The following is an 18,429-nucleotide window of genomic DNA, read 5'->3' as shown; positions in this document are numbered from 1 at the left end:
TTACTCCTTATAGGCAAATTTTGTCAGAATTAAGCTGGTAAAGACTAGGGTATGGAAGCCCTTATTTTTCCGATAGCCATAAGTACGAAGACGCTTGAAACGCCCTACAAATGGCACTTCCATAATGCTCACGAAGTTCTCGACCAACTCTCTATCCTTAGCAGTTAGAGGAAGAGCCAAGAGGTTTTTCGCCTGCCTTTGGCTATCCTTAATCAATTTCCAGTATTTGGTAAATAGCACCTGGGGACGAATCCAATTCTGCATGCGCTTTTTCAGCGTCCGTGCCCCCAAGACATTCGCCTCATGCTGACGATAGAGTTCTGTTGGCTCATCAATGTAAACGAGATTACCAAGAGCAGCAGCCATTAGCGCCAGATACCAATCATGCATGAGCAAGTCATATTCTTCTTGACCAGTCCAAAGCTCCGCTAAGCTGTGATTGATCATGGCTACGCCACCAGTGACTGTATTTTCAGTTAATTCCTGTACCAATTGAGTATTGGCATGGTCCGACTGCGTTTTGATCATACTTTCAGACATCACAGCCAAATCCTGCCCTACCACTTTCAAGTCTGTGTAGACGAGCAGAGGCCTTTCTTCCTCATAGGCTGTTGCAGCAGCAAGCTGGAGTTCCAGCTTATGAGGTAGCCAGATATCATCTTGGTCGCTAAAGAAATAGTAGTCTGCTCTTTCATATTTTAAAAGAGTGTGAAAACTTTGAATCACGCCGAGATTGAACGTATCATCTGGATTGATGAAGAAAATCCGCTTGTCTTTTAGACAATAGTCCCTGATAATCTGCTGTGTTCCATCGCTTGAACCGTCATCGCGAATCAGCAGGGTCCAGTCCTGAAAGGTCTGCTTTCGGATGCTGTCAATTTGTTCAGCTAAAAATCGTTCACCATTGTAGGTGGATAATAAGATATGTACTTTCATCGTAAAAATAAGTCCTCATACTGGTCGACAATTTTCACCCATGTATAGTGAGTTTCCATACGTTTTTTGGCTGCTTGACCTAGGGCTTGATTTTCCTCTTGAAGGTCGATGTTATTTAGCAAATCCGCTAAATCCCCCTCTTGCTTGGTCCAATAATGGGCGGTATCAGCTGCTACTTTTTGGTTGAAATCTACACCTAAAATCAAGTTTTCATTGGTCTGAGCCAGTGCTTCTAGTAAACCTGGATTGGTCCCGCCGACCTCGTGTCCATGGAGATAAGCCCGAGCTTCTTGGCGAATGTATTTCAGCAATTCTTGCTGGTAGACGGTCCCTACAAACAAGATTCGCTCATCTGTATCAAAACTGGTCTCAGCTTTCAAAGTTTCAAAATAAGCCGAACCCTCGTGGTTACAGATAATAACCAATTTTCTCGAAGTGTGAGACGCCATAAATTCCCGAATAATGGTTGCATAGTTGTTTTCTGGAACAAAGCGCCCAACGACCAGGTAATAGTCTTTTTCCACCAACTGAAAACGGTCAAAAAATGCGCGTACGTCAGGGCTATCCTTGGTCAAGCTGGTTGGCGCTAAATCTGTTCCATAAGCAATATAGGTCGTCTTGGACCATGGATAGGCTTTACGGATGTACTCATCAATGCCTTCATTGTCTGTCACCACAAGATCTGCATGACGACTCATCAGCTTCTCAGAATACTTAAGATAGCTTTGTACTGGCCGTGACCATTTGCTCCGCTTCCACTCTAAGCCATCTGGATTGACAAATAGTTGACCACCTGCTGCATGAATTCTCTTCGTAAAAGGCGCAATAAAGGCGCCGATTGTATTTCCCAAAACGTAGAAAATCGGCTTTTCTAACTGCTCTTTTTTGATCAGAGAAAGGGCGTAGCTAATCGCCATCATATCGTAGGCAATCACGCGCGCTGGTCCTAACTTTGGAGGATTGATTGTAAAACAGTCGACCCCCTTGTAATCTCTGTGCTCGTGATGAGATTGATCTGACAGACAGGCCACGTGATACTGGATATTTGGGCTGATTTGGCGGCTGACCAACTGCTCCACAAACGTCTCAAAACCGCCGTACTTGGCTGGCAATCCACGACTGCCAATAATAAAAATATGTTTCATTGTGTCCTAAACTCTAAAAACTATACTCATGCTCGTCAAAAATCAAATTCTAACATCGTTCACTCACTTTGCCAAAGCCTGGCTCTACCTACAGTTTCGTTGCCTAGTTAGATTTTGATGGTTATAGTACATCAGATTATTATACCATATTTACAGGTGAAAAACATAAAAAAAGCGAGAAGAACTCGCTTTCACTATTTCGTTTCCTGGTGATAAAATGCTTCCAATGCTTCTTGCCATGTTGGAATGGTGAACCCTGTTGCCTTGGCTTTTTCCAAGTTCAAAGTTGAGTTAAATGGACGTTTCGCCTTGGCTGGGAATTGACTTGAATCAACTGGCAATACCTTGGTATCGGTATCTTTCAAAATCTCTGTCGCAAAGTTAAACCAAGTCGTATCTTCTTTCGCATCATTTGACAAATGGTAGTAGCCAAAGGCTTGCTCAGTATCGACCAAGTGAACCATAAATTCTGCCAAGGTACGCGTCCAAGTTGGACGGCCGTGCTGGTCATTGACAACGGTCAAGGTGTCGCGAGTTTGTGCCAAATTTTGCATGGTAAAGACAAAGTTTTTCCCATAATTTCCAAATACCCAAGCGGTACGTACTGTATAGAACTTGCTGGCATATTTTTCTACTGCTTCTTCACCCAAACGCTTGGTGCGACCGTATTCCGATTGCGGATCTGGCTGATCATCGACCTGCCATTCTTGACCAACTGGCAAATTTCCATTAAAAACATAGTCCGTCGAGATATAAACCAAGGTTGCATCATACTGCTCAGCGGCTTTTGCGATATTTTCAGAACCTGTCACGTTAATGGCATAGTTCAATTCTTTTCCTTCGTCTTCCGCCATATCCACCGCTGTATAAGCTGCGCAGTGGTAAACGATGCTTGGTTTTACTTCTTTAAAGAATGCTGCTACTTTTTCCGCGTTGGTAATATCCATTTCTGCCACATCTGCTGCGACATACTCAACACCACGTTCATCCAAAAGATGACGTAGCTCTGTTCCTAATTGACCATTACTACCTGTAATTAAAATCATGATTGACTCCTTTGATGTTTTTTTATAGAGCAAGCGCTAACTTACCACGCATAGTAGGTAAATAAAGTACTTAATAACATTGCATAGATAAAACAAATAGAAATATCAAGGAGCAAAGAAGCACTTACTACATCTTGACATTTTTCTAATTTAGAACAATTTGAAGTAAAAAAGATTAACATAAGTGGAATCACTCCCAAGAAATATCGATCTTGTACTCCCATTACTGATAACAAACCAACTGGTGTCCACGTTATATACATAGCTAGAACAATGCCACTTGCAATTCCTGTAATCACTAGAAATAATAATATTTTACTCCATCTATCTAATATCACTTTCCCTATATTGTTTACCACAACTAAAAAATAAAACATCATGTTCAATCCTATTAGAAAGGTAGGCCCGTAGGTCAACCAGCCAAATAGATTCATATTTTCCGGCTTTATCAGTCGATATAAGATTTCTCTGAGAATAATAGCCGTATATTTTATCGGAGAATGAAGCATTGATACTATCTGCTCCTTAGGATTCACATCTTTAATATGATCCAGTGCTTCTAAGGAACGATTTTGTACTTCTGATGATAGTTTTAACCATATCACTGCAACTATAAAGACACTTGTGATACACAGTAGCTTTACTAACCAACTATTTTTTTGGAAAGTAAAGCGTTCAGATGGCAAAAAGAATGGGAGTGCAATTAAAAGAATGAACGGAAATTTCATCGTAGATAATAAAATGCACAAAAATGTATAACATATAAATTTTGTAAGCGTCACTTTTCTATCGGAGCAGATGAAATTGCAAAATAAAGCAATTACCAATAAAATCACTCCTAAAGTCATACCGTCTTGATTGTAAGAGGCAGATAGATAAACATTCATTGGCAATAAGGCAGATACGGCTATCAATTGCTCAGCCTTGGAAGATACTTTCACTGCTAAGTAGCACAATAAAGCATAAACGAGTACATTAAAAAATCTTCCTAACCAATAGCTAAACATAACACTGATATTCAAAGTATTACCTATCGCAATCCCGATCGCTTGTGGGAGGTAAGAAACAAAAGAATAGACATTTGTAATCGTTACCTCTGGTGCTACTTTCTCTTTGGATTGGTGTTTCTCATTATTCAAGGGACTATTTATAATCAGGGTCTTATTTTTTGATTGAACTTTTTGTGCGTCCTCTGATACCTTCAAATTTTCCAAATCGTTTGATAGGTTTACATCTCCTTCTGATACAAATACACTACGATAATAATGTGCCGTTTCGTCAGGAATATCATTTACAGGCGATAAAAAAGAAGATAACAATCCTGTTACAATGATAATCATACTTGTGGCCGCTGCTAATTTTTTAGGTTTAAACGTTATCAACATCAAACCAATTACAAATAGACAAATAAGCATTTTCTTAGGTACCACGATTGAGTGAAAACTCATAATTGATAGTACAAAAAATGAAATTATAAAGAGGATATAAGAGCCCTTCTTTTGACGAATATTCCAATGCTTTACCAAATTTTTCATAAATATTACTCCTTGTATCAAACTATTCAATCTTCTTATTCTTAATAAATCGGTAAATAATCGCAGACATCACTAACCATACACACATAGCTAGTAAAAATGAAAGAGAAGCTCCTAAAATCTGATACGACAAAACAAAGTAATCTGATGTTAAAATGGAGATTCCAAATGCTGCCACATAAGAGATAACTAAGAATTTTTGTGCTCGTATGACTGTCAAAATATTATCGAATATCGTTGCAAAAGAACTTAAGACACCTCCAAACATCAAAATCATAAACACCGTATGGTAGCTAGTTAAATCAGTATTGTAAAGAAGACTTAATACAGGTATTCCTAAATAAAAACTACTTATCAAAATAACTACTGAAGCCAATGAAAGAGTTAGAAACATTTGTTTTTGCAGCATGCTAAATTCTTTCACTTCTTTATGATGATAAGAAATCGCCATTTTCGTTATAATAGGCCTTAAAAATAACATCATCAAATTCATTACAAAAGCAGGCATAAATAAAATATTGAAATCTTTTTGAAGACCTACTTCTGTACTTCCTAATTCTAACAATTTATCTAAAGAATACTTCGGATTATTATAAATATAAACCAGTAAAAAACCATTCAAAAATAACGGAAGATTGTCTGTAAATAAAGAAATCAGTCTATTTATAGAAATGTGTTTAATACAAATATTTGCAAAATTCTTTGCATATTTAGAATCATATACTAATACAAACAAAGATGAGACTATGCAGACCATGGTCAAGGCAAGCACCAAATTTGTAGATACTATTAAAGATACGGTAAAAATTATAAAAATAATAGTATTTCTGTATACCAAAGACTTAGAAGCGATATCCAATCTTTGCTTTTGTTGAAATAACCCCTGAAATACATCAGATAAAGCATCGGTCAATCGATAGAGACAAATCATTAGGATAATGACAGCTTTATAGCCTTCATATCCTTTAATCCAAATGTAGATACCTGCTGCTACGAGCATCCCTAAACAACTTAAAAGTCTAGCAACAAAATACTCATTAAATGTATATTTAGGCTGCATATCCGTTGATTGAAAATTCCGAACCTGAAATAAACCTATCACAACGAATAGATTCCCAATAGCATAAGCAATGCTAAAGATATCTGCCTCTAAATCAGTCAAGGTTCGCGATACAACCAATAATAACAAGACAGAAATTGCAGCGGTTGATAAACTACCTAGAATGTTCCACAGAAATATCTTTTGAGGTGACGGAGTAGTTTCACTCATCATGAGATTGCAACTCCTTGTCTATCAATGCTATTTTTTGACTGAGTTGTTTAATTTTATGGGCATGGCTCGACACAATATTTGTTAAGGAAAAGATAATTCCTAAACTCAGGCACAATCCTACAAAAAACAGAAGATTTGTCGGTGAATAAATCCCAACCAAAGCAGATACCTCATCTAAAACCTGAGGAAACCATACTAAGAATAGTAAGGCAATAGCTAAAAGAAACCAGGATAAGGCATAGCGAATATTTAATTGGTGTTTCCTAATAAGTTGTAACATCCACATCAAAAATAGAGCAATAATAGTAGATATAAATAGTTGAGCTGTGTAACTAAGCATTTTCTCTTCCTCTCAATTTTACAATAACAATCGCTAAGCTAACTTTAAACATGTAATAAATAGATTTTTTCAGCGAAATGGAAGAGACTCCTCCTTGCCTTTCTTTCATGATTACAGGAATTTCTTTAATCATATAGTGACTATGCAGGACATCTACCACCGTCTCTGGTTCTGGATAATCCTGAGGGTAATTGACTGCAAATTTCTCAATAAGAGAGCGATTGACCAGTCTCAAACCAGATGTGGCATCTGTAATCGTTTTTCCTGTCAGAGCTTTGATAAGCCAGGTAAAATACTGAATACCGATTCGTCTTGCAAATGATGATTGAAAACCTTCATTTTTGATAAATCGAGAACCAATTACCATATCCACTTGCTCTTCTTTTAATACACTCGCCATTTCTTCTAAAAAAGCAGGATCGTGCTGACCATCCCCATCTACCTGTACTGCAATATCATATTGATGTTTTTTAGCATATAAGTAACCAGTCTGCACTGCTCCACCAATGCCCAGATTAATGGGAAGATTAACTACATTATAACCATTTTTCTTACAAACTTCTAATGTATTATCTGTTGAGCAGTCATTGATAATCACATAATCAAAATGCGGTGCTTTTGCTTTGATAGCTTGAATCGTGCTTTCAATATTACTACTCTCATTATAAGCTGGTATAATAATCAACTTCTTCATTTTATTCCTCCAATACTGTTATTGACTATTGGGCTGCTGGCTTTGTCATAAAATTTTTTCAAAAAACTTGCGAAAATTTCTGATGCGATTGTTTGATGAATTAACGATTGGATACACTCTTCTAAAAATGAATTTTCTCCATAAGCTGACACCACAAACGTGTGTTCTAACATCTTCTTCTACCTCTCTTCTTGACTACTTAAATGACGCAAGACCTCAAGAGTTTCATCCCTCGAACCATCATTAATAAAAATATACTCTAAGTCCACTCCAATTTGTCCTTTAATTTTCTCTACTACTAAAAAGGAATGGTTTCTTGCTCATTAAAGCAAGCACTACGATTGAGAGCAGTATGTATCTCTTAGATACTCCTATGTTTCCTTCTGATTTATGACTTACAATTATCAAAATAGGCTCATCATTAGTTTATCATAGCATAAAATGAGCAAAAACAAAAGTCCGCATCTACTGATTGACAATAATTTCTTTCATGCCCTCATGACCGAAAGTTCTAAAATGAAGTTAGCCAGTCAAGGGTATTAAAAAACATCTCAGAGAGATATAATTGTAATCACCACAAGAACAATTAGAAAGACTCTGAGATGCAACACTATTATACACCAAAATGGAAACATTTGACACTAGCTGAACGTAGAATGATTGAACGTTGGCTTCAAGAAGGGTTCTCAAATCGTGAAATCGCTAGAAGATTAGAGAAGGCTCCTCAAACCATTCACAACGAAGTCAAACGTGGTCAGGTTAGGCAACAAGTGCGTAAAGGAAAATTTGAAATAATCTACTCAGCTGACTTCGCTCAAAAAAACTATCAAAATAATCGTAAACATTCTGTGAAGTAGACTTCCCTAACCAAGGAACTCAAAGAAATGATTCTTCACTACATCAAACAGAAATACTCTCCTGAGATGATGGTAAAAGCAAAAGGGATACCTGTCTCCGTCTCAACCATTTACTACTGGATTCATCATGGGCACTTAGGGTTGACCAAGGCTGACATGCTTTATCCTCGGAAAGAGAAAACGAAGAAAAAACAAGCGAGTCCCAACTTTAAGCCGGCTGGAAAATCGATTGAGGAACGACCAGAAAGCATTAATCAGCGTGAGAATGTTGGTGATGTTGAAATTGATACGGTTATTCAAACACGGGCAAAAACGAGTGCCTGTTGACTCTAACTGATAGAAAGAGTCGTTATCAAATCATCCGACTCATTCCCGATAAGTCCGCGTCTTCAGTCAATCAATCTCTGAAAACAATTCTCAGAGAGTATCAAATTAACTCAATCACAGCTGATAACGGGACTGAATTCAGTCGTTTAGCAGAAGTTTTTGACCCCGATTATATCTACTATGCCCACCCTTATTCCTCTTGGGAGAGGGGAACTAATGAGAATCATAATAAACTCATCCGGCGTTGGTTGCCTAAGGGAAGCAAAAAGGCGACGCAGCAACAAGTCGCATTTATTGAAAACTGGATTAACAACTATCCAAAGAAGATATTGGGTTACAAATCTCCTAGAGAATTTTTACAGACTGGCTAACTTGAACTTGAAATTTGCCATGCCCTCATGACATATCGCTTACTTTTTACGACTACAAATAGTAGCAGTATTCTATACCCAGCTATAAACGAGTTGAGCCATGGGGTAGAGAGATACGAACAAAACAAACAACCCTTATCATCTCAAAAGTATTGATTAATAAGGGCTAGTTGCTCCATTTAATGACCTTCTGCGTCTTGGCATAGTTGGCTTCAACTGCTTCTTTTTCTGCCTGCCACCAGTCAGCATTGTCTGTATACCATTTAATGGTTTCTTCAAGACCTGCTTCAAAGTTGGTAAACTCTGGTTTCCAACCGAGTTCGTCACGGAGCTTGCTTGCGTCAATTGCATAGCGCAAATCGTGACCTGCACGGTCTGTCACGTGGTCGTAGGCATCAGCTGGTTGACCCATTTTCTCTAGGATCAATTCCAAAACTTCCTTGTTGTTCTTCTCACCGTCAGCACCAATCAGGTAAGTCTCACCGATTTCACCCTTGGTCAAGATAGTCCAGACACCTGATGAGTGGTCATTGGTGTGAATCCAGTCACGAACATTTTTTCCTTCCCCGTACAATTTTGGCTTGATACCACTCAAGATATTGGTAATCTGACGTGGGATGAATTTTTCAATGTGTTGGTATGGACCGTAGTTGTTTGAACAGTTGGAAATCGTTGCTTTGACACCAAATGAACGTACCCAGGCTTTTACAATCAAGTCAGAAGCTGCCTTAGTTGATGAGTAAGGCGAGCTTGGATTGTACTTGGTTTCAGAAGTGAATTTCTCACCCGGACCTTCTCCGTGTCCTGGCAAATCTTCACGAAGCGGAAGATCGCCGTAAACCTCGTCTGTTGAGACATGATGGAAACGAATGTCATACTTACGAGCTGCTTCTAAGAGAGTATAGGTCCCGATAAAATTGGTATGGATAAACGGACTTGGATCGTTGAGCGAGTTATCATTGTGACTTTCAGCTGCATAGTGAACGATAGCATCTGCTTTAGCAGCTAGCTTATCCACCAATTCAGCGTCAGCGATATCGCCAACAACAAGCTCAACACGTTCACCTAAAATCTCAGTGAGATTAGCACGGTTGCCTGCGTAGGTCAACTTATCCAAGACGGTCACATGGACGTCTGGATGATTGTTATAGACATAATGCACAAAGTTTGAGCCGATAAAGCCAGCTCCACCTGTAACGATGATATTTTTAAATTCAGACATGATTTCTCCGATAATGATGATAGTTTATAAATCTTCTTTTCTCAATGGTTTGACATCCTTGAGCATTGGGTGATTTTTATCTGCTTCCGATACTTCTGCTGCTTCAAGGTTTTCCCATCTGATTCCCAAACTTGGGTCAGCATAGTTGACAAAGGCATATTTAGGTTTTAACTCCAAAGCCCAGTAATCATTAACCAAGTAGCTGTAGGCTACGGTATCTGACAAGACTTGGAAGCCATTTGCTACCCCCCGCGGCACAAAGATTCCCTTACTTGCGTCAATCTCGGTTTGGTAGACATTACCAAAGGTGTCTCCCTCACGAAGATCAACCCAAGAGCCTAGCACTTTTCCGCCATCAGCAACTGAGATGTATTTGTCCCACGGCTCTGCATGCAAGCCACGAAGAACATGCTTACGAGAAAAGCTGACGTTGTTTTGCAATTTGCCTTCTGCAAAAAAGCTTTCTGGAAAGCCTAACGGCACCATTTTTTCCTTTTGAAAATTTTCTTTAAACCAGCCACGGTTGTCACCGCGAACAGGAATATCAAATTCTAACAAGCCTGGAATTGCTACAATCTCACGACAAGCTAACTCCTTATCAAAAAACTGTTCTGTCATTAAGCCTCTCCAATCAGACGGAGCAAGTATTGCCCGTATTCATTTTTCTTCAATGGTTGAGCCAGTTCATAGACCTGCTCTTTGGTAATGTAGCCCATGCGGTAGGCAATTTCTTCAAGGTTTGCCACTTGAACGTTCTGCAAGCGTTGCACGGTTTCGATATACTGGGCTGCTTCTAACAAGCTCTCATGCGTACCTGTATCAAGCCAAGCAAAACCACGTCCCATCAGCTCGACAGACAAGTCACCACGCTCCAAATACGCCTTGTTGACATCTGTGATTTCTAGTTCGCCACGAGGAGAGGGTTTGATATTTTTAGCAATTTCAACGACGTCATTATCGTAGAAATAAAGACCAGTCACGGCAAAGTTTGATTTTGGTGTTTCTGGTTTTTCTTCGATTGAGACAGCATTCATGTCTGCATCAAATTCGACGACACCAAAGCGTTCTGGATCTTTTACTTGATAGCCAAAAACAGTCGCACCTTTTTCCTTACTTGCTGCACGTTGAAGCATCTTGGTCAAGCCATTTCCGTGATAAATATTGTCACCCAAAATGAGCGCAACCGAATCATCACCGATAAATTCTTCCCCAATGATAAAGGCCTGCGCAAGACCGTCTGGACTTGGTTGAACAGCATAAGAAAGTGAAATACCAAGTTCAGAGCCATCTCCCAACATCTCCTCAAAACGAGGTAGGTCTGTCGGTGTGGAGATGATTAAGATGTCCTTGATACCTGCCAACATGAGAGTAGACAAGGGATAATAAACCATTGGTTTATCGTAAATGGGCATCAATTGTTTGGATGCAGCACGGGTCAATGGGTACAGACGTGTCCCAGAACCTCCTGCAAGAATTATACCTTTCATAGTTGCAAAAACCTTTCAATCTTATTTGCTTTATTTTACCATTTTTAAGCCGAGCTGTCACCTCTTGCTTTATATAGCTGTTTCGTTTTGATGTAGTACTAGGCAACGAAGTCGCAGGCATAACTGAAGTTAGGTGGAACGTTAAGCAGGTAATAGATGAAAACAAAACGACTATAAATGACGAAATGGATTTGTAGAAACCGTTGACGCTTCAATAGCGATATCCCAGTTCTCTTCTTGTTTCCATTCTTTTAATTTTTGGATAATTTTCTCCACAAACAACACTTCGATGTGATGCCCCGGATCAATCGCTAGTAAGCCCTTCGTCAGCATTTCTTGTCCCGTATGGTAGTACACATCACCTGTAATATAAACATCCGCACCTTTTGCCAGTGCATCCTTGTAGAAACTATCGCCACTTCCTCCGCAAATTGCAACACGTTCTACATATTGCTGGACTTGATGCCCGTACGTCACAAGACGAACTGCATCTAAACCGAAGACTTTCTTAACCTTGAGCGCCAATTCTTCCAAGGTTTGTTCTTTTACTGTTCCAATGCGACCAATGCCTTGACCTACCTGTGTTTCGTGAAGGTAGTCTGTGTCTGTGATGTCCAATAATTCACAAAACCAATCATTTAGACCTCCTGTCACCACATCAATATCTGTATGGCTGACATAGACTGCAATATCGTGCTTAATCAAGTCTAGATAGATTCTTGTCTGCACATCATCTGCCACCAAGTCCTTAAGCGGACGAAAAATCGGGGCATGCTTGACAATAATCAAGTCAATGTTTTTGTCAATTGCTTCTGCGACCGTTGTTTCCCGAATATCGAGCGCTACCATAACGGTTTGAATATCCTTATTTAGGGTACCAATCTGAAGACCTGATACATCTCCCTCCATGGATAGGCTCGGAGGACAGAAGGCCTGATATCGTTCAATCACTTTACTTGCTAACATCGAGTACCTCCTTGATGTGCTGAATCTTTTCCTCTATGCGGGCACGTTCGACTGCGTGCTCAGCAGGAATTTGCGCTAATGCATGTTGTATTTTATCAACTTCTCGATTCCATTTTTGCTGAAAAACCGGGGACAATTCCTTTAAAAGATGCGGTCCAAAACGCTTTTCCAAAGCTGTTAAGGATTGCTTGCCTTGCTCTGCAACTAAAATCTCATAGAACTTGCCATGTTCTTCTAAGATACTTTCAGCAATCAACTGAAAATCATGGGCTTCTAGCCATGTCCGCACATCATCTTCTCGGTTATTCGGCTGTAAAATCAGCCGTTCAATCTGACCGAGCTTGTCTTTTCCAGCTTCTAGGATGTCAGCAATCAACCGTCCACCCATGCCAGCAATCGTAATTGCGGTCATCTGGTCAGCCTCATCAAAGGCTGCTAAGCCATTTGCTAAGCGAACCTCAATGCAGTCCTTATAGCGGGAATCCGCTACATTTTGCAAGGCTGATTGGTAGGGACCTTGGACAACTTCCCCTGCAATCGCATAGGAAATCACACCCTTTTCTACCAAAAAAAGAGGGAGATAAGCATGGTCACTCCCTACATCTACCAAACGAGCATCTTGTGGCACAAACTGAGCCACCATTTCTAATCGTTTTGAGATTTTCTGATTCATGTTCTACTCTTTCCAATAATCCATCGCTTCCAAAAAATCCGCTGACGCTGTGACATTTCGAGGCTGCTGACCTTCTCGTTCAGCCCGCTTTGCCTCTACCTGTGCCACTGTCGTGATTCCTTCACGACGCCAATTTCGTAAAATAGCCTGGATATACTTCCAATTTGTCTTGTTATTAAATACAGCTTCCCGCAAGGCTTCTCGCACCAACTCCGGCGCTGTCCGATCATCATTCAGCGTTTTTTGCAGATCTTCAATCTCAAGCGGAGAGAGTAGCCTTCCTAATTCCGCTTCAAAATCCGCCACTAATTGCTTCAAATCATAGGAAATTGGCTGCGCTTCCTCTTCTGATTTCTTAGGTTGCAAGAGAGTATCAAGCTTTTCCAAGGCAGGTGAGGCATCAAAAATCATCTCGATTTCACCAGAGAGATTGATGGTCTTAAAGTCCAATAAGCCTGCTTCTTGTAGCTGCTCAATCGATCGATTGATTTCAGAAATGGTCTTACCACAAGCCTGAGCAATCTGGCTAGGCGCTAGCCCCTCGGTATTGCTAGTATGTTGATAAAAGAAGAATTGCCAAACGACATAAGCATCGGCTGAGGGAAATAGTTCCTTAAAATGAAAGAGTAAATCAGGTGGCAAGACCAGATAGCCTTTTTGAAATGTCTGTAAATAATTCATAGTTCCTCTTTGTATCTCACGTTTCATTAGCGATAGGCACAACGAATCTGCACCCACTGAATCTATACTGAGTAATTATAAACTGGCCGACAAGGCTGATTGTTCAAATATTTTCCAATCATACGGCGTTTCTTGGTAGACAGCATAATTGATCCAGTTGGTGAAAAACTGGGCTGCTGGTAAATTCCATGACAGAGTTGGACGAGTTGTTGGGTCATCTCCTTTAAAATAATGCTCGGGAAGAGCAGGATTTAAGCCCGCTAAGCAATCTCGCTCGTACTCTTTTGCAAGTGTGTCGCGGTCGTACTCCAAATGTCCGAAGCTGTAAACCTCACGCAAATCACTACTTGCTACAATCGAAAGCCCTACTTCTGCTCCCTGCGCTAAGACATGAAGATTGTCCAAATGCTTAATATCTGCCACTTTTATGTCCGTATGGCGCGAATGGGGGGAGCGAAATTCATCATCAAAGCCCCGCATTAAAGGATTACGGTCATTTACTACCTCTTGGCGATAGACGCCCGATAATTTCTTAGGCAGACTACGCTTTTCGATACCGTAGCGGGCATAAAGTCCTGCTTGAGCACCCCAGCAAATATGCAGAGTAGAGTAGACATGGTGTTTCGCCCAGCGGAAAACATCTACCAGTTCCTCCCAGTAGTCCACTTCTTCAAACTCCAAATTTTCAACAGGTGCCCCCGTGACAATCAAGCCATCAAAATAACGGTCTTTGACTTCATCAAATGTATGGTAGAACTCCTCCATGTGCGCTGCCTGGGTCGTCTTGGAACGGTGACTCGTCATGTAGAGAAAGTCAATTTCCAGTTGCAAGGGAGTATTAGCCAAAAGGCGCAACAACTGCGTTTCGGTCACAATCTTCTGTGGCATTAGATTTAAAATTAAGATATTTAAGGGCCGAATATCCTGATGACTGGCACGGTCGTCGTCCATGACAAAGATATTCTCTGCTTTTAACTGTTCAACTGCTGGTAAGGATTTCTCTAACTTAATCGGCATGGTTCACTCCTCCTTTGTTCTATTATATAACAGGAGGGTATGCCGTTCAATTAGAAGAAAAATAGGGTTTCTTATAGTTTCAAACTATAATTAGTAGTGCATCAAGACCTTGTAATCATAATCGCCAATCGCTTCGCGACCTTTCAAGTCATCAAGTTCAATCAAGAAGGCACATCCTGCAACGATTCCGCCCAAACGTTCAATCATTTCAATGGTCGCCTTGACAGTACCACCTGTAGCAAGCAAATCATCGACAATTAAGACCCGTTGACCAGGCTTAATGGCATCTGAGTGCATGGTTAAAGTATCAACGCCGTATTCTTTTTCATAGTCTGCTGAGATGACTTCGCGTGGCAATTTTCCTGGCTTACGAACAGGGGCAAAGCCAATTCCAAGCTCAAAGGCAACTGGACAGCCTACGATAAACCCACGCGCTTCAGGTCCAACAACCATATCGATTTTCTTGTCTGTCGCGTATTGGACAATCTCGCGAACCGCATAGCTATAGGCATTTCCGTCAGCCATTAAAGGACTAATATCACGGAAAGTAATCCCTTCTTGTGGATAATTTTCAATCGAAGCAATATAATCTTTTAAGTTCATTGTATTCTCACTTATCTTTCGTCTGTTTTACGGATACTCCTAACCGTTAATGGGTAAGGAGTATTACTCTTTATTATACCATGTTTTCTTTATTTTGGAGATTTTTATCACTCACTCTGAGCAATCCATTTTTCAACCTCCGCTTTATAGGGATAGGCTTTATGGAGATCAGCTAATAGCCTCTCGTTGTGGGTATGGACATTCCCCTGATAGAGCAATTCCTCGTATAAGGAGAGGTAGGGAAGTTTTTTCTGCCTTGCTAGTTCTAGCTCTGCCTCTCTATCATAAACGATTTTATGGAATTGGATACTAGGAAGACCCTGCTCATCTACTTCCAAAATAGCATATTGAGCTCGCAAATCTTTCTTTAGCGGCTCCCATGGAAAATAGGGTTGCCCGATTGTGCCTGGATTGATAATCATTTGTCCCTGACTGGCATAGCGAAGCAACTGCATGTGGACATGACCAAAAATAGCGATGTCCTGCCCTTCCTCTTGGAAAAGCTTGTCAAATGCTTCTTGTGGGGCATCATGAACCAGTTCTCTACCATGATTTTTATCTGGTAAATGATGGTAGAGTCCAATCCGCAAACCCGATAAGATTTGACTGTCCCTATCTGAAAAGGATGAGAGATAGTCTAAATCAGCTTGTTCCAAACGTTCTAAGGCATACTGGCAAATCCGATAAATGTAAATCTCGCTTTCTGATTGCAACTGAATCGTCTTTTCTTTCCATAGACGATGGACAATCAATAGATTATCATCCCAGTTTCCTTTAAGACACACCTTTACTGGCAAGGCCTGCAAGAGAGTAAGAATATCCTTATCTCCCGGACCAGGCAACAAGATGTCTCCGAGTAGCCAGTACTCCTCGACCCCCTGCTGCTTGGCATGCGCCACAACTGCTTTTAACGCGGTCACATTCCCATGAATATCCGATAAAATTCCAATCCGTTTCATCTTGATTTCTCCATTAGATAGTCATAAATTTCCTGAACCGTGCCAAGGGCCATGAGTTCCTGCTCTGCTACTTGCTTTTTCAGATTTTGGTAAATGCTGCTTTCACTAATCTCACGTTTTGCTGCGTCCTTATTGACCGTCATGACACCATCTGTAATCTCTACAAAATCTAATTCTTGGAAAATTTGAATCATCTTAATCAAGAGGGGTTCTTTGATTTTAAGATAGCGCGAAAGTTCTTTCAACTTATAGCGTACATCAAATTCCTTGAACTGATAAATGGTCTTGTAGAGACGTGCAAATTGCTCTCTACTGCCATACCCATCTAAGTAGTAGGGAGTTGCAATCTCATTTTTGAAATAAATGGCCTGAAAATCATGTGCCTGTAGCAAGGCTTTCAATACCTGCATATCCTCTGGAACGGTTGCAATCCCGATTGCCTCTTGTCCTGTGACATCTGGCAAATCTTGAGTGGCATCTACCACGAGAAGATTTGCGGGAAAATGCGCCTGCTTACTACGTAGATTGTAGAGCTGAACACCTTCTACCCGCAAGTCAACCAGCATCAATTGTAAAGTCGTCTGGCTATTCCATTGGTTGACCGATAGACTGATCGCAAGCTCCAAGTTCTTACTTTGGGAAATTTCAAGGACTAGATGACCAAGACCAAAAGCGACCACATCAAAGCTAGCCTGACCTTTCGTGATACGGAATTTGAGATGGGCATTTTGTTGCCCCATGGTCCGAGCTGATTCGACCTGAAAATCCTTGATATAAAAGACTGGCTTTCGATGGTCCATGCCATAGGGCGCCAAACTGTCAAATGATTTCAAGGTATCAAGGGTCAATTCTTCCAAATCCAACTCTTCATCTAAGAGCAATTCTCCCTTGCTGACTTGGTCCAAACCATTGTCCAAGATATAGGCAGATAGGGTGTCAGACAGGACCTCAAGCTTTTCGACTGCTAAGGTCATCCCTGCAGCGCCCGCATGTCCGCCAAAGGCGATAAATAAGTCCTGATGCTCTTTCAAAGCTTCAAAAATATCAATCGAAGCCACCGAACGCGCAGAACCTTTGGCTCTTCCTGCATCAATAGAAAGGACAATCACTGGCTGTTGGAGTTCTTCCAACAAGCGCCCTGCAACAATTCCCAAAACACCTGGATTCCAGCCTTCCTTAGCCAAGACCTGAGCAGGCTTTTCCTTATCAATCATGGTCTTTGCTTCATCGTAAATAGCCTGCACAATGTCCTTGCGCTCCGTATTTTTGCCGTCAATCATCTGAGCGATTGCCTGCGCTTCTTCCTCATCAAATCCTGTCAGTAGTTCGACAGCAGGATTCGGATCATCGAGACGCCCCAAGGCATTTAAGCGCGGAGCTAGTTGAAAGCCAACCGTTTCTTCTGTCAAGCTTTCTGGGCTAATCTCAGCCAAGGTCATCAACTCCTGCAAACCAATTCGTTCTGTCTGCTTGAGCATAGATAAGCCATATTTGACCAAGATTCGATTTTCATCGGTCAAACTAACCATGTCCGCAATGGTCCCAATCGCTACCAAATCAAGCCACTCAACCTGTACCGTATCTAGCAAGGCACAGGCTAGCTTAAAGGCCACACCACAGCCTGCCAAATGCGGAAAGGGATAGTTCCCGTCTGGATGCTCTGGGTGAACAATAGAAAAGGCATTGGGCAAGGTTTCAGGCAGGGAATGGTGGTCTGTCACAATTACATCAACGCCCACACTCTGGGCATAGGCAATTGCTTCGTGACCTGCCACCCCATTATCTACTGTAAGAATCAAGGACACCCCTTGCTGTTCGATAAAATATTTGTAAACCGACTGATTAGGACCATAGCCATCTGTAAATCGGTTGGGCAGATAAACCACGCATTCCGCACCTAATTCTTCTAAGGCTTCCTTAACAATGGATGCTGAGGTCATACCGTCCGCATCATAATCGCCGTAAATCAATATCACTTCATTGTCTTCAATAGCGCGACGAATCCGCCCCACAGCTTCTGTCATGCCATGAAGCAAGTAAGGATCATGTAAGTCGTCTAAACTAGGCTGTAAAAATTTTTTCAGGTCTTCTGCTGTCTGAATGCCTCGTGAATAGAGAAAATTGGCTGCAGCCAAGTCGAGCCCCTCTTTTTTAGCTGCTTTTGCAAATGTTTCATCTGAAATCGTTGGCATCAAGGTCCATTCATACGTTGATTGTATCACTATTGTTCTCCTTATACCCTTTGAACATCACAGACACTTGTGTTCAACAGAGTATGATGTCTGCCTACCATTATA

17 protein-coding genes and 1 pseudogene are annotated in these 18,429 nt (G+C 40.9%); 1 reads left to right on the top strand and 17 read right to left on the bottom strand.

The annotated features are described in order from the left end of the window. The 7 genes from CHF41_RS05535 to CHF41_RS05505 all read right to left on the bottom strand — a co-directional run bounded on the left by CHF41_RS05535 (nt 1) and on the right by CHF41_RS05505 (nt 6,969). Nucleotides 1-936, bottom strand: a complete 936-nt coding sequence (locus tag CHF41_RS05535) for a glycosyltransferase family 2 protein (protein ID WP_119876356.1) — start codon at nt 934-936, stop codon at nt 1-3. Further along, complete coding sequence (gene cps2T / locus CHF41_RS05530; protein WP_119876355.1) at nt 933-2,081, bottom strand: beta 1-4 rhamnosyltransferase Cps2T; 1,149 nt, start codon at nt 2,079-2,081, stop codon at nt 933-935. The genes CHF41_RS05535 and cps2T overlap by 4 nt, the downstream gene beginning before the upstream one ends. A 194-nt stretch (nt 2,082-2,275) precedes the next feature. Continuing rightward, entirely contained in the window at nt 2,276-3,127 is an 852-nt protein-coding gene (gene rfbD, locus CHF41_RS05525; RefSeq protein ID WP_119876354.1) for a dTDP-4-dehydrorhamnose reductase, read from the bottom strand. Between the two features lie 41 nt (nt 3,128-3,168). After that, a complete protein-coding gene (locus CHF41_RS05520) occupies nt 3,169-4,662 on the bottom strand; it encodes a DUF2142 domain-containing protein (protein WP_119876353.1) in 1,494 nt (497 codons plus the stop codon). A 22-nt stretch (nt 4,663-4,684) separates the two neighbouring features. After that, the gene (locus CHF41_RS05515; protein ID WP_338058436.1) at nt 4,685-5,935 is read right to left on the bottom strand and encodes an MATE family efflux transporter; all 1,251 of its coding nucleotides are present in this window, start codon (nt 5,933-5,935) and stop codon (nt 4,685-4,687) included. Further along, nucleotides 5,925-6,275, bottom strand: coding sequence for a DUF2304 domain-containing protein (locus tag CHF41_RS05510; protein ID WP_119876352.1), 351 nt, complete (start codon nt 6,273-6,275; stop codon nt 5,925-5,927). The genes CHF41_RS05515 and CHF41_RS05510 overlap by 11 nt, the downstream gene beginning before the upstream one ends. Then, complete coding sequence (locus CHF41_RS05505; RefSeq protein ID WP_119876351.1) at nt 6,268-6,969, bottom strand: glycosyltransferase family 2 protein; 702 nt, start codon at nt 6,967-6,969, stop codon at nt 6,268-6,270. The genes CHF41_RS05510 and CHF41_RS05505 overlap by 8 nt, the downstream gene beginning before the upstream one ends. A gap of 602 nt (nt 6,970-7,571) precedes the next feature. Here CHF41_RS05505 and CHF41_RS05500 point away from each other — a divergent pair. Next, nucleotides 7,572-8,524: pseudogene (locus CHF41_RS05500) on the top strand (IS30 family transposase). 166 nt (nt 8,525-8,690) lie between these two features. On the opposite strand, the gene rfbB reads toward CHF41_RS05500, so the two are convergent. The 10 genes from rfbB to recJ form a co-directional block, all read right to left on the bottom strand. After that, the gene (gene rfbB, locus CHF41_RS05495) at nt 8,691-9,746 is read right to left on the bottom strand and encodes a dTDP-glucose 4,6-dehydratase (RefSeq protein ID WP_119876350.1); all 1,056 of its coding nucleotides are present in this window, start codon (nt 9,744-9,746) and stop codon (nt 8,691-8,693) included. Nucleotides 9,747-9,770: 24 nt separating this feature from the next. Then, nucleotides 9,771-10,364 carry a dTDP-4-dehydrorhamnose 3,5-epimerase family protein gene (locus CHF41_RS05490; protein WP_119876349.1) on the bottom strand — a complete coding sequence of 198 codons (594 nt, stop codon included), beginning with the start codon at nt 10,362-10,364 and terminating at the stop codon, nt 9,771-9,773. Then, nucleotides 10,364-11,233 (bottom strand): glucose-1-phosphate thymidylyltransferase RfbA, encoded by an 870-nt coding sequence (rfbA, locus tag CHF41_RS05485; RefSeq protein WP_119876348.1) that lies wholly within the window; start codon nt 11,231-11,233, stop codon nt 10,364-10,366. The genes CHF41_RS05490 and rfbA overlap by 1 nt, the downstream gene beginning before the upstream one ends. 171 nt (nt 11,234-11,404) lie before the next feature. Then, nucleotides 11,405-12,199, bottom strand: a complete 795-nt coding sequence (locus CHF41_RS05480) for a Nif3-like dinuclear metal center hexameric protein (protein WP_119876347.1) — start codon at nt 12,197-12,199, stop codon at nt 11,405-11,407. After that, the gene (locus CHF41_RS05475; protein WP_119876346.1) at nt 12,186-12,872 is read right to left on the bottom strand and encodes a tRNA (adenine(22)-N(1))-methyltransferase; all 687 of its coding nucleotides are present in this window, start codon (nt 12,870-12,872) and stop codon (nt 12,186-12,188) included. The genes CHF41_RS05480 and CHF41_RS05475 overlap by 14 nt, the downstream gene beginning before the upstream one ends. Before the next feature lie 3 nt (nt 12,873-12,875). Further along, complete coding sequence (locus CHF41_RS05470) at nt 12,876-13,553, bottom strand: DnaD domain-containing protein (RefSeq protein WP_119876345.1); 678 nt, start codon at nt 13,551-13,553, stop codon at nt 12,876-12,878. 75 nt (nt 13,554-13,628) lie between these two features. After that, nucleotides 13,629-14,570: a homoserine O-acetyltransferase MetA gene (metA, locus tag CHF41_RS05465; protein ID WP_119876344.1), complete on the bottom strand. Its 942-nt coding sequence runs from the start codon at nt 14,568-14,570 to the stop codon at nt 13,629-13,631. 90 nt (nt 14,571-14,660) lie between these two features. Next, nucleotides 14,661-15,173 carry an adenine phosphoribosyltransferase gene (locus CHF41_RS05460; protein WP_119876343.1) on the bottom strand — a complete coding sequence of 171 codons (513 nt, stop codon included), beginning with the start codon at nt 15,171-15,173 and terminating at the stop codon, nt 14,661-14,663. A 107-nt stretch (nt 15,174-15,280) separates the two neighbouring features. After that, the gene (locus CHF41_RS05455; protein WP_119876342.1) at nt 15,281-16,132 is read right to left on the bottom strand and encodes a metallophosphoesterase family protein; all 852 of its coding nucleotides are present in this window, start codon (nt 16,130-16,132) and stop codon (nt 15,281-15,283) included. After that, a complete protein-coding gene (gene recJ, locus CHF41_RS05450) occupies nt 16,129-18,354 on the bottom strand; it encodes a single-stranded-DNA-specific exonuclease RecJ (RefSeq protein WP_119876341.1) in 2,226 nt (741 codons plus the stop codon). The genes CHF41_RS05455 and recJ overlap by 4 nt, the downstream gene beginning before the upstream one ends. Nucleotides 18,355-18,429 lie beyond the last annotated feature (75 nt).

It is taken from the genome of Streptococcus respiraculi (genome assembly GCF_003595525.1).
Classification (GTDB): Bacteria; Bacillota; Bacilli; order Lactobacillales; family Streptococcaceae; genus Streptococcus; species Streptococcus respiraculi.
Note: the sequence above shows the minus strand (reverse complement) of the source record. Positions and strands in the feature narration are given on the sequence as shown.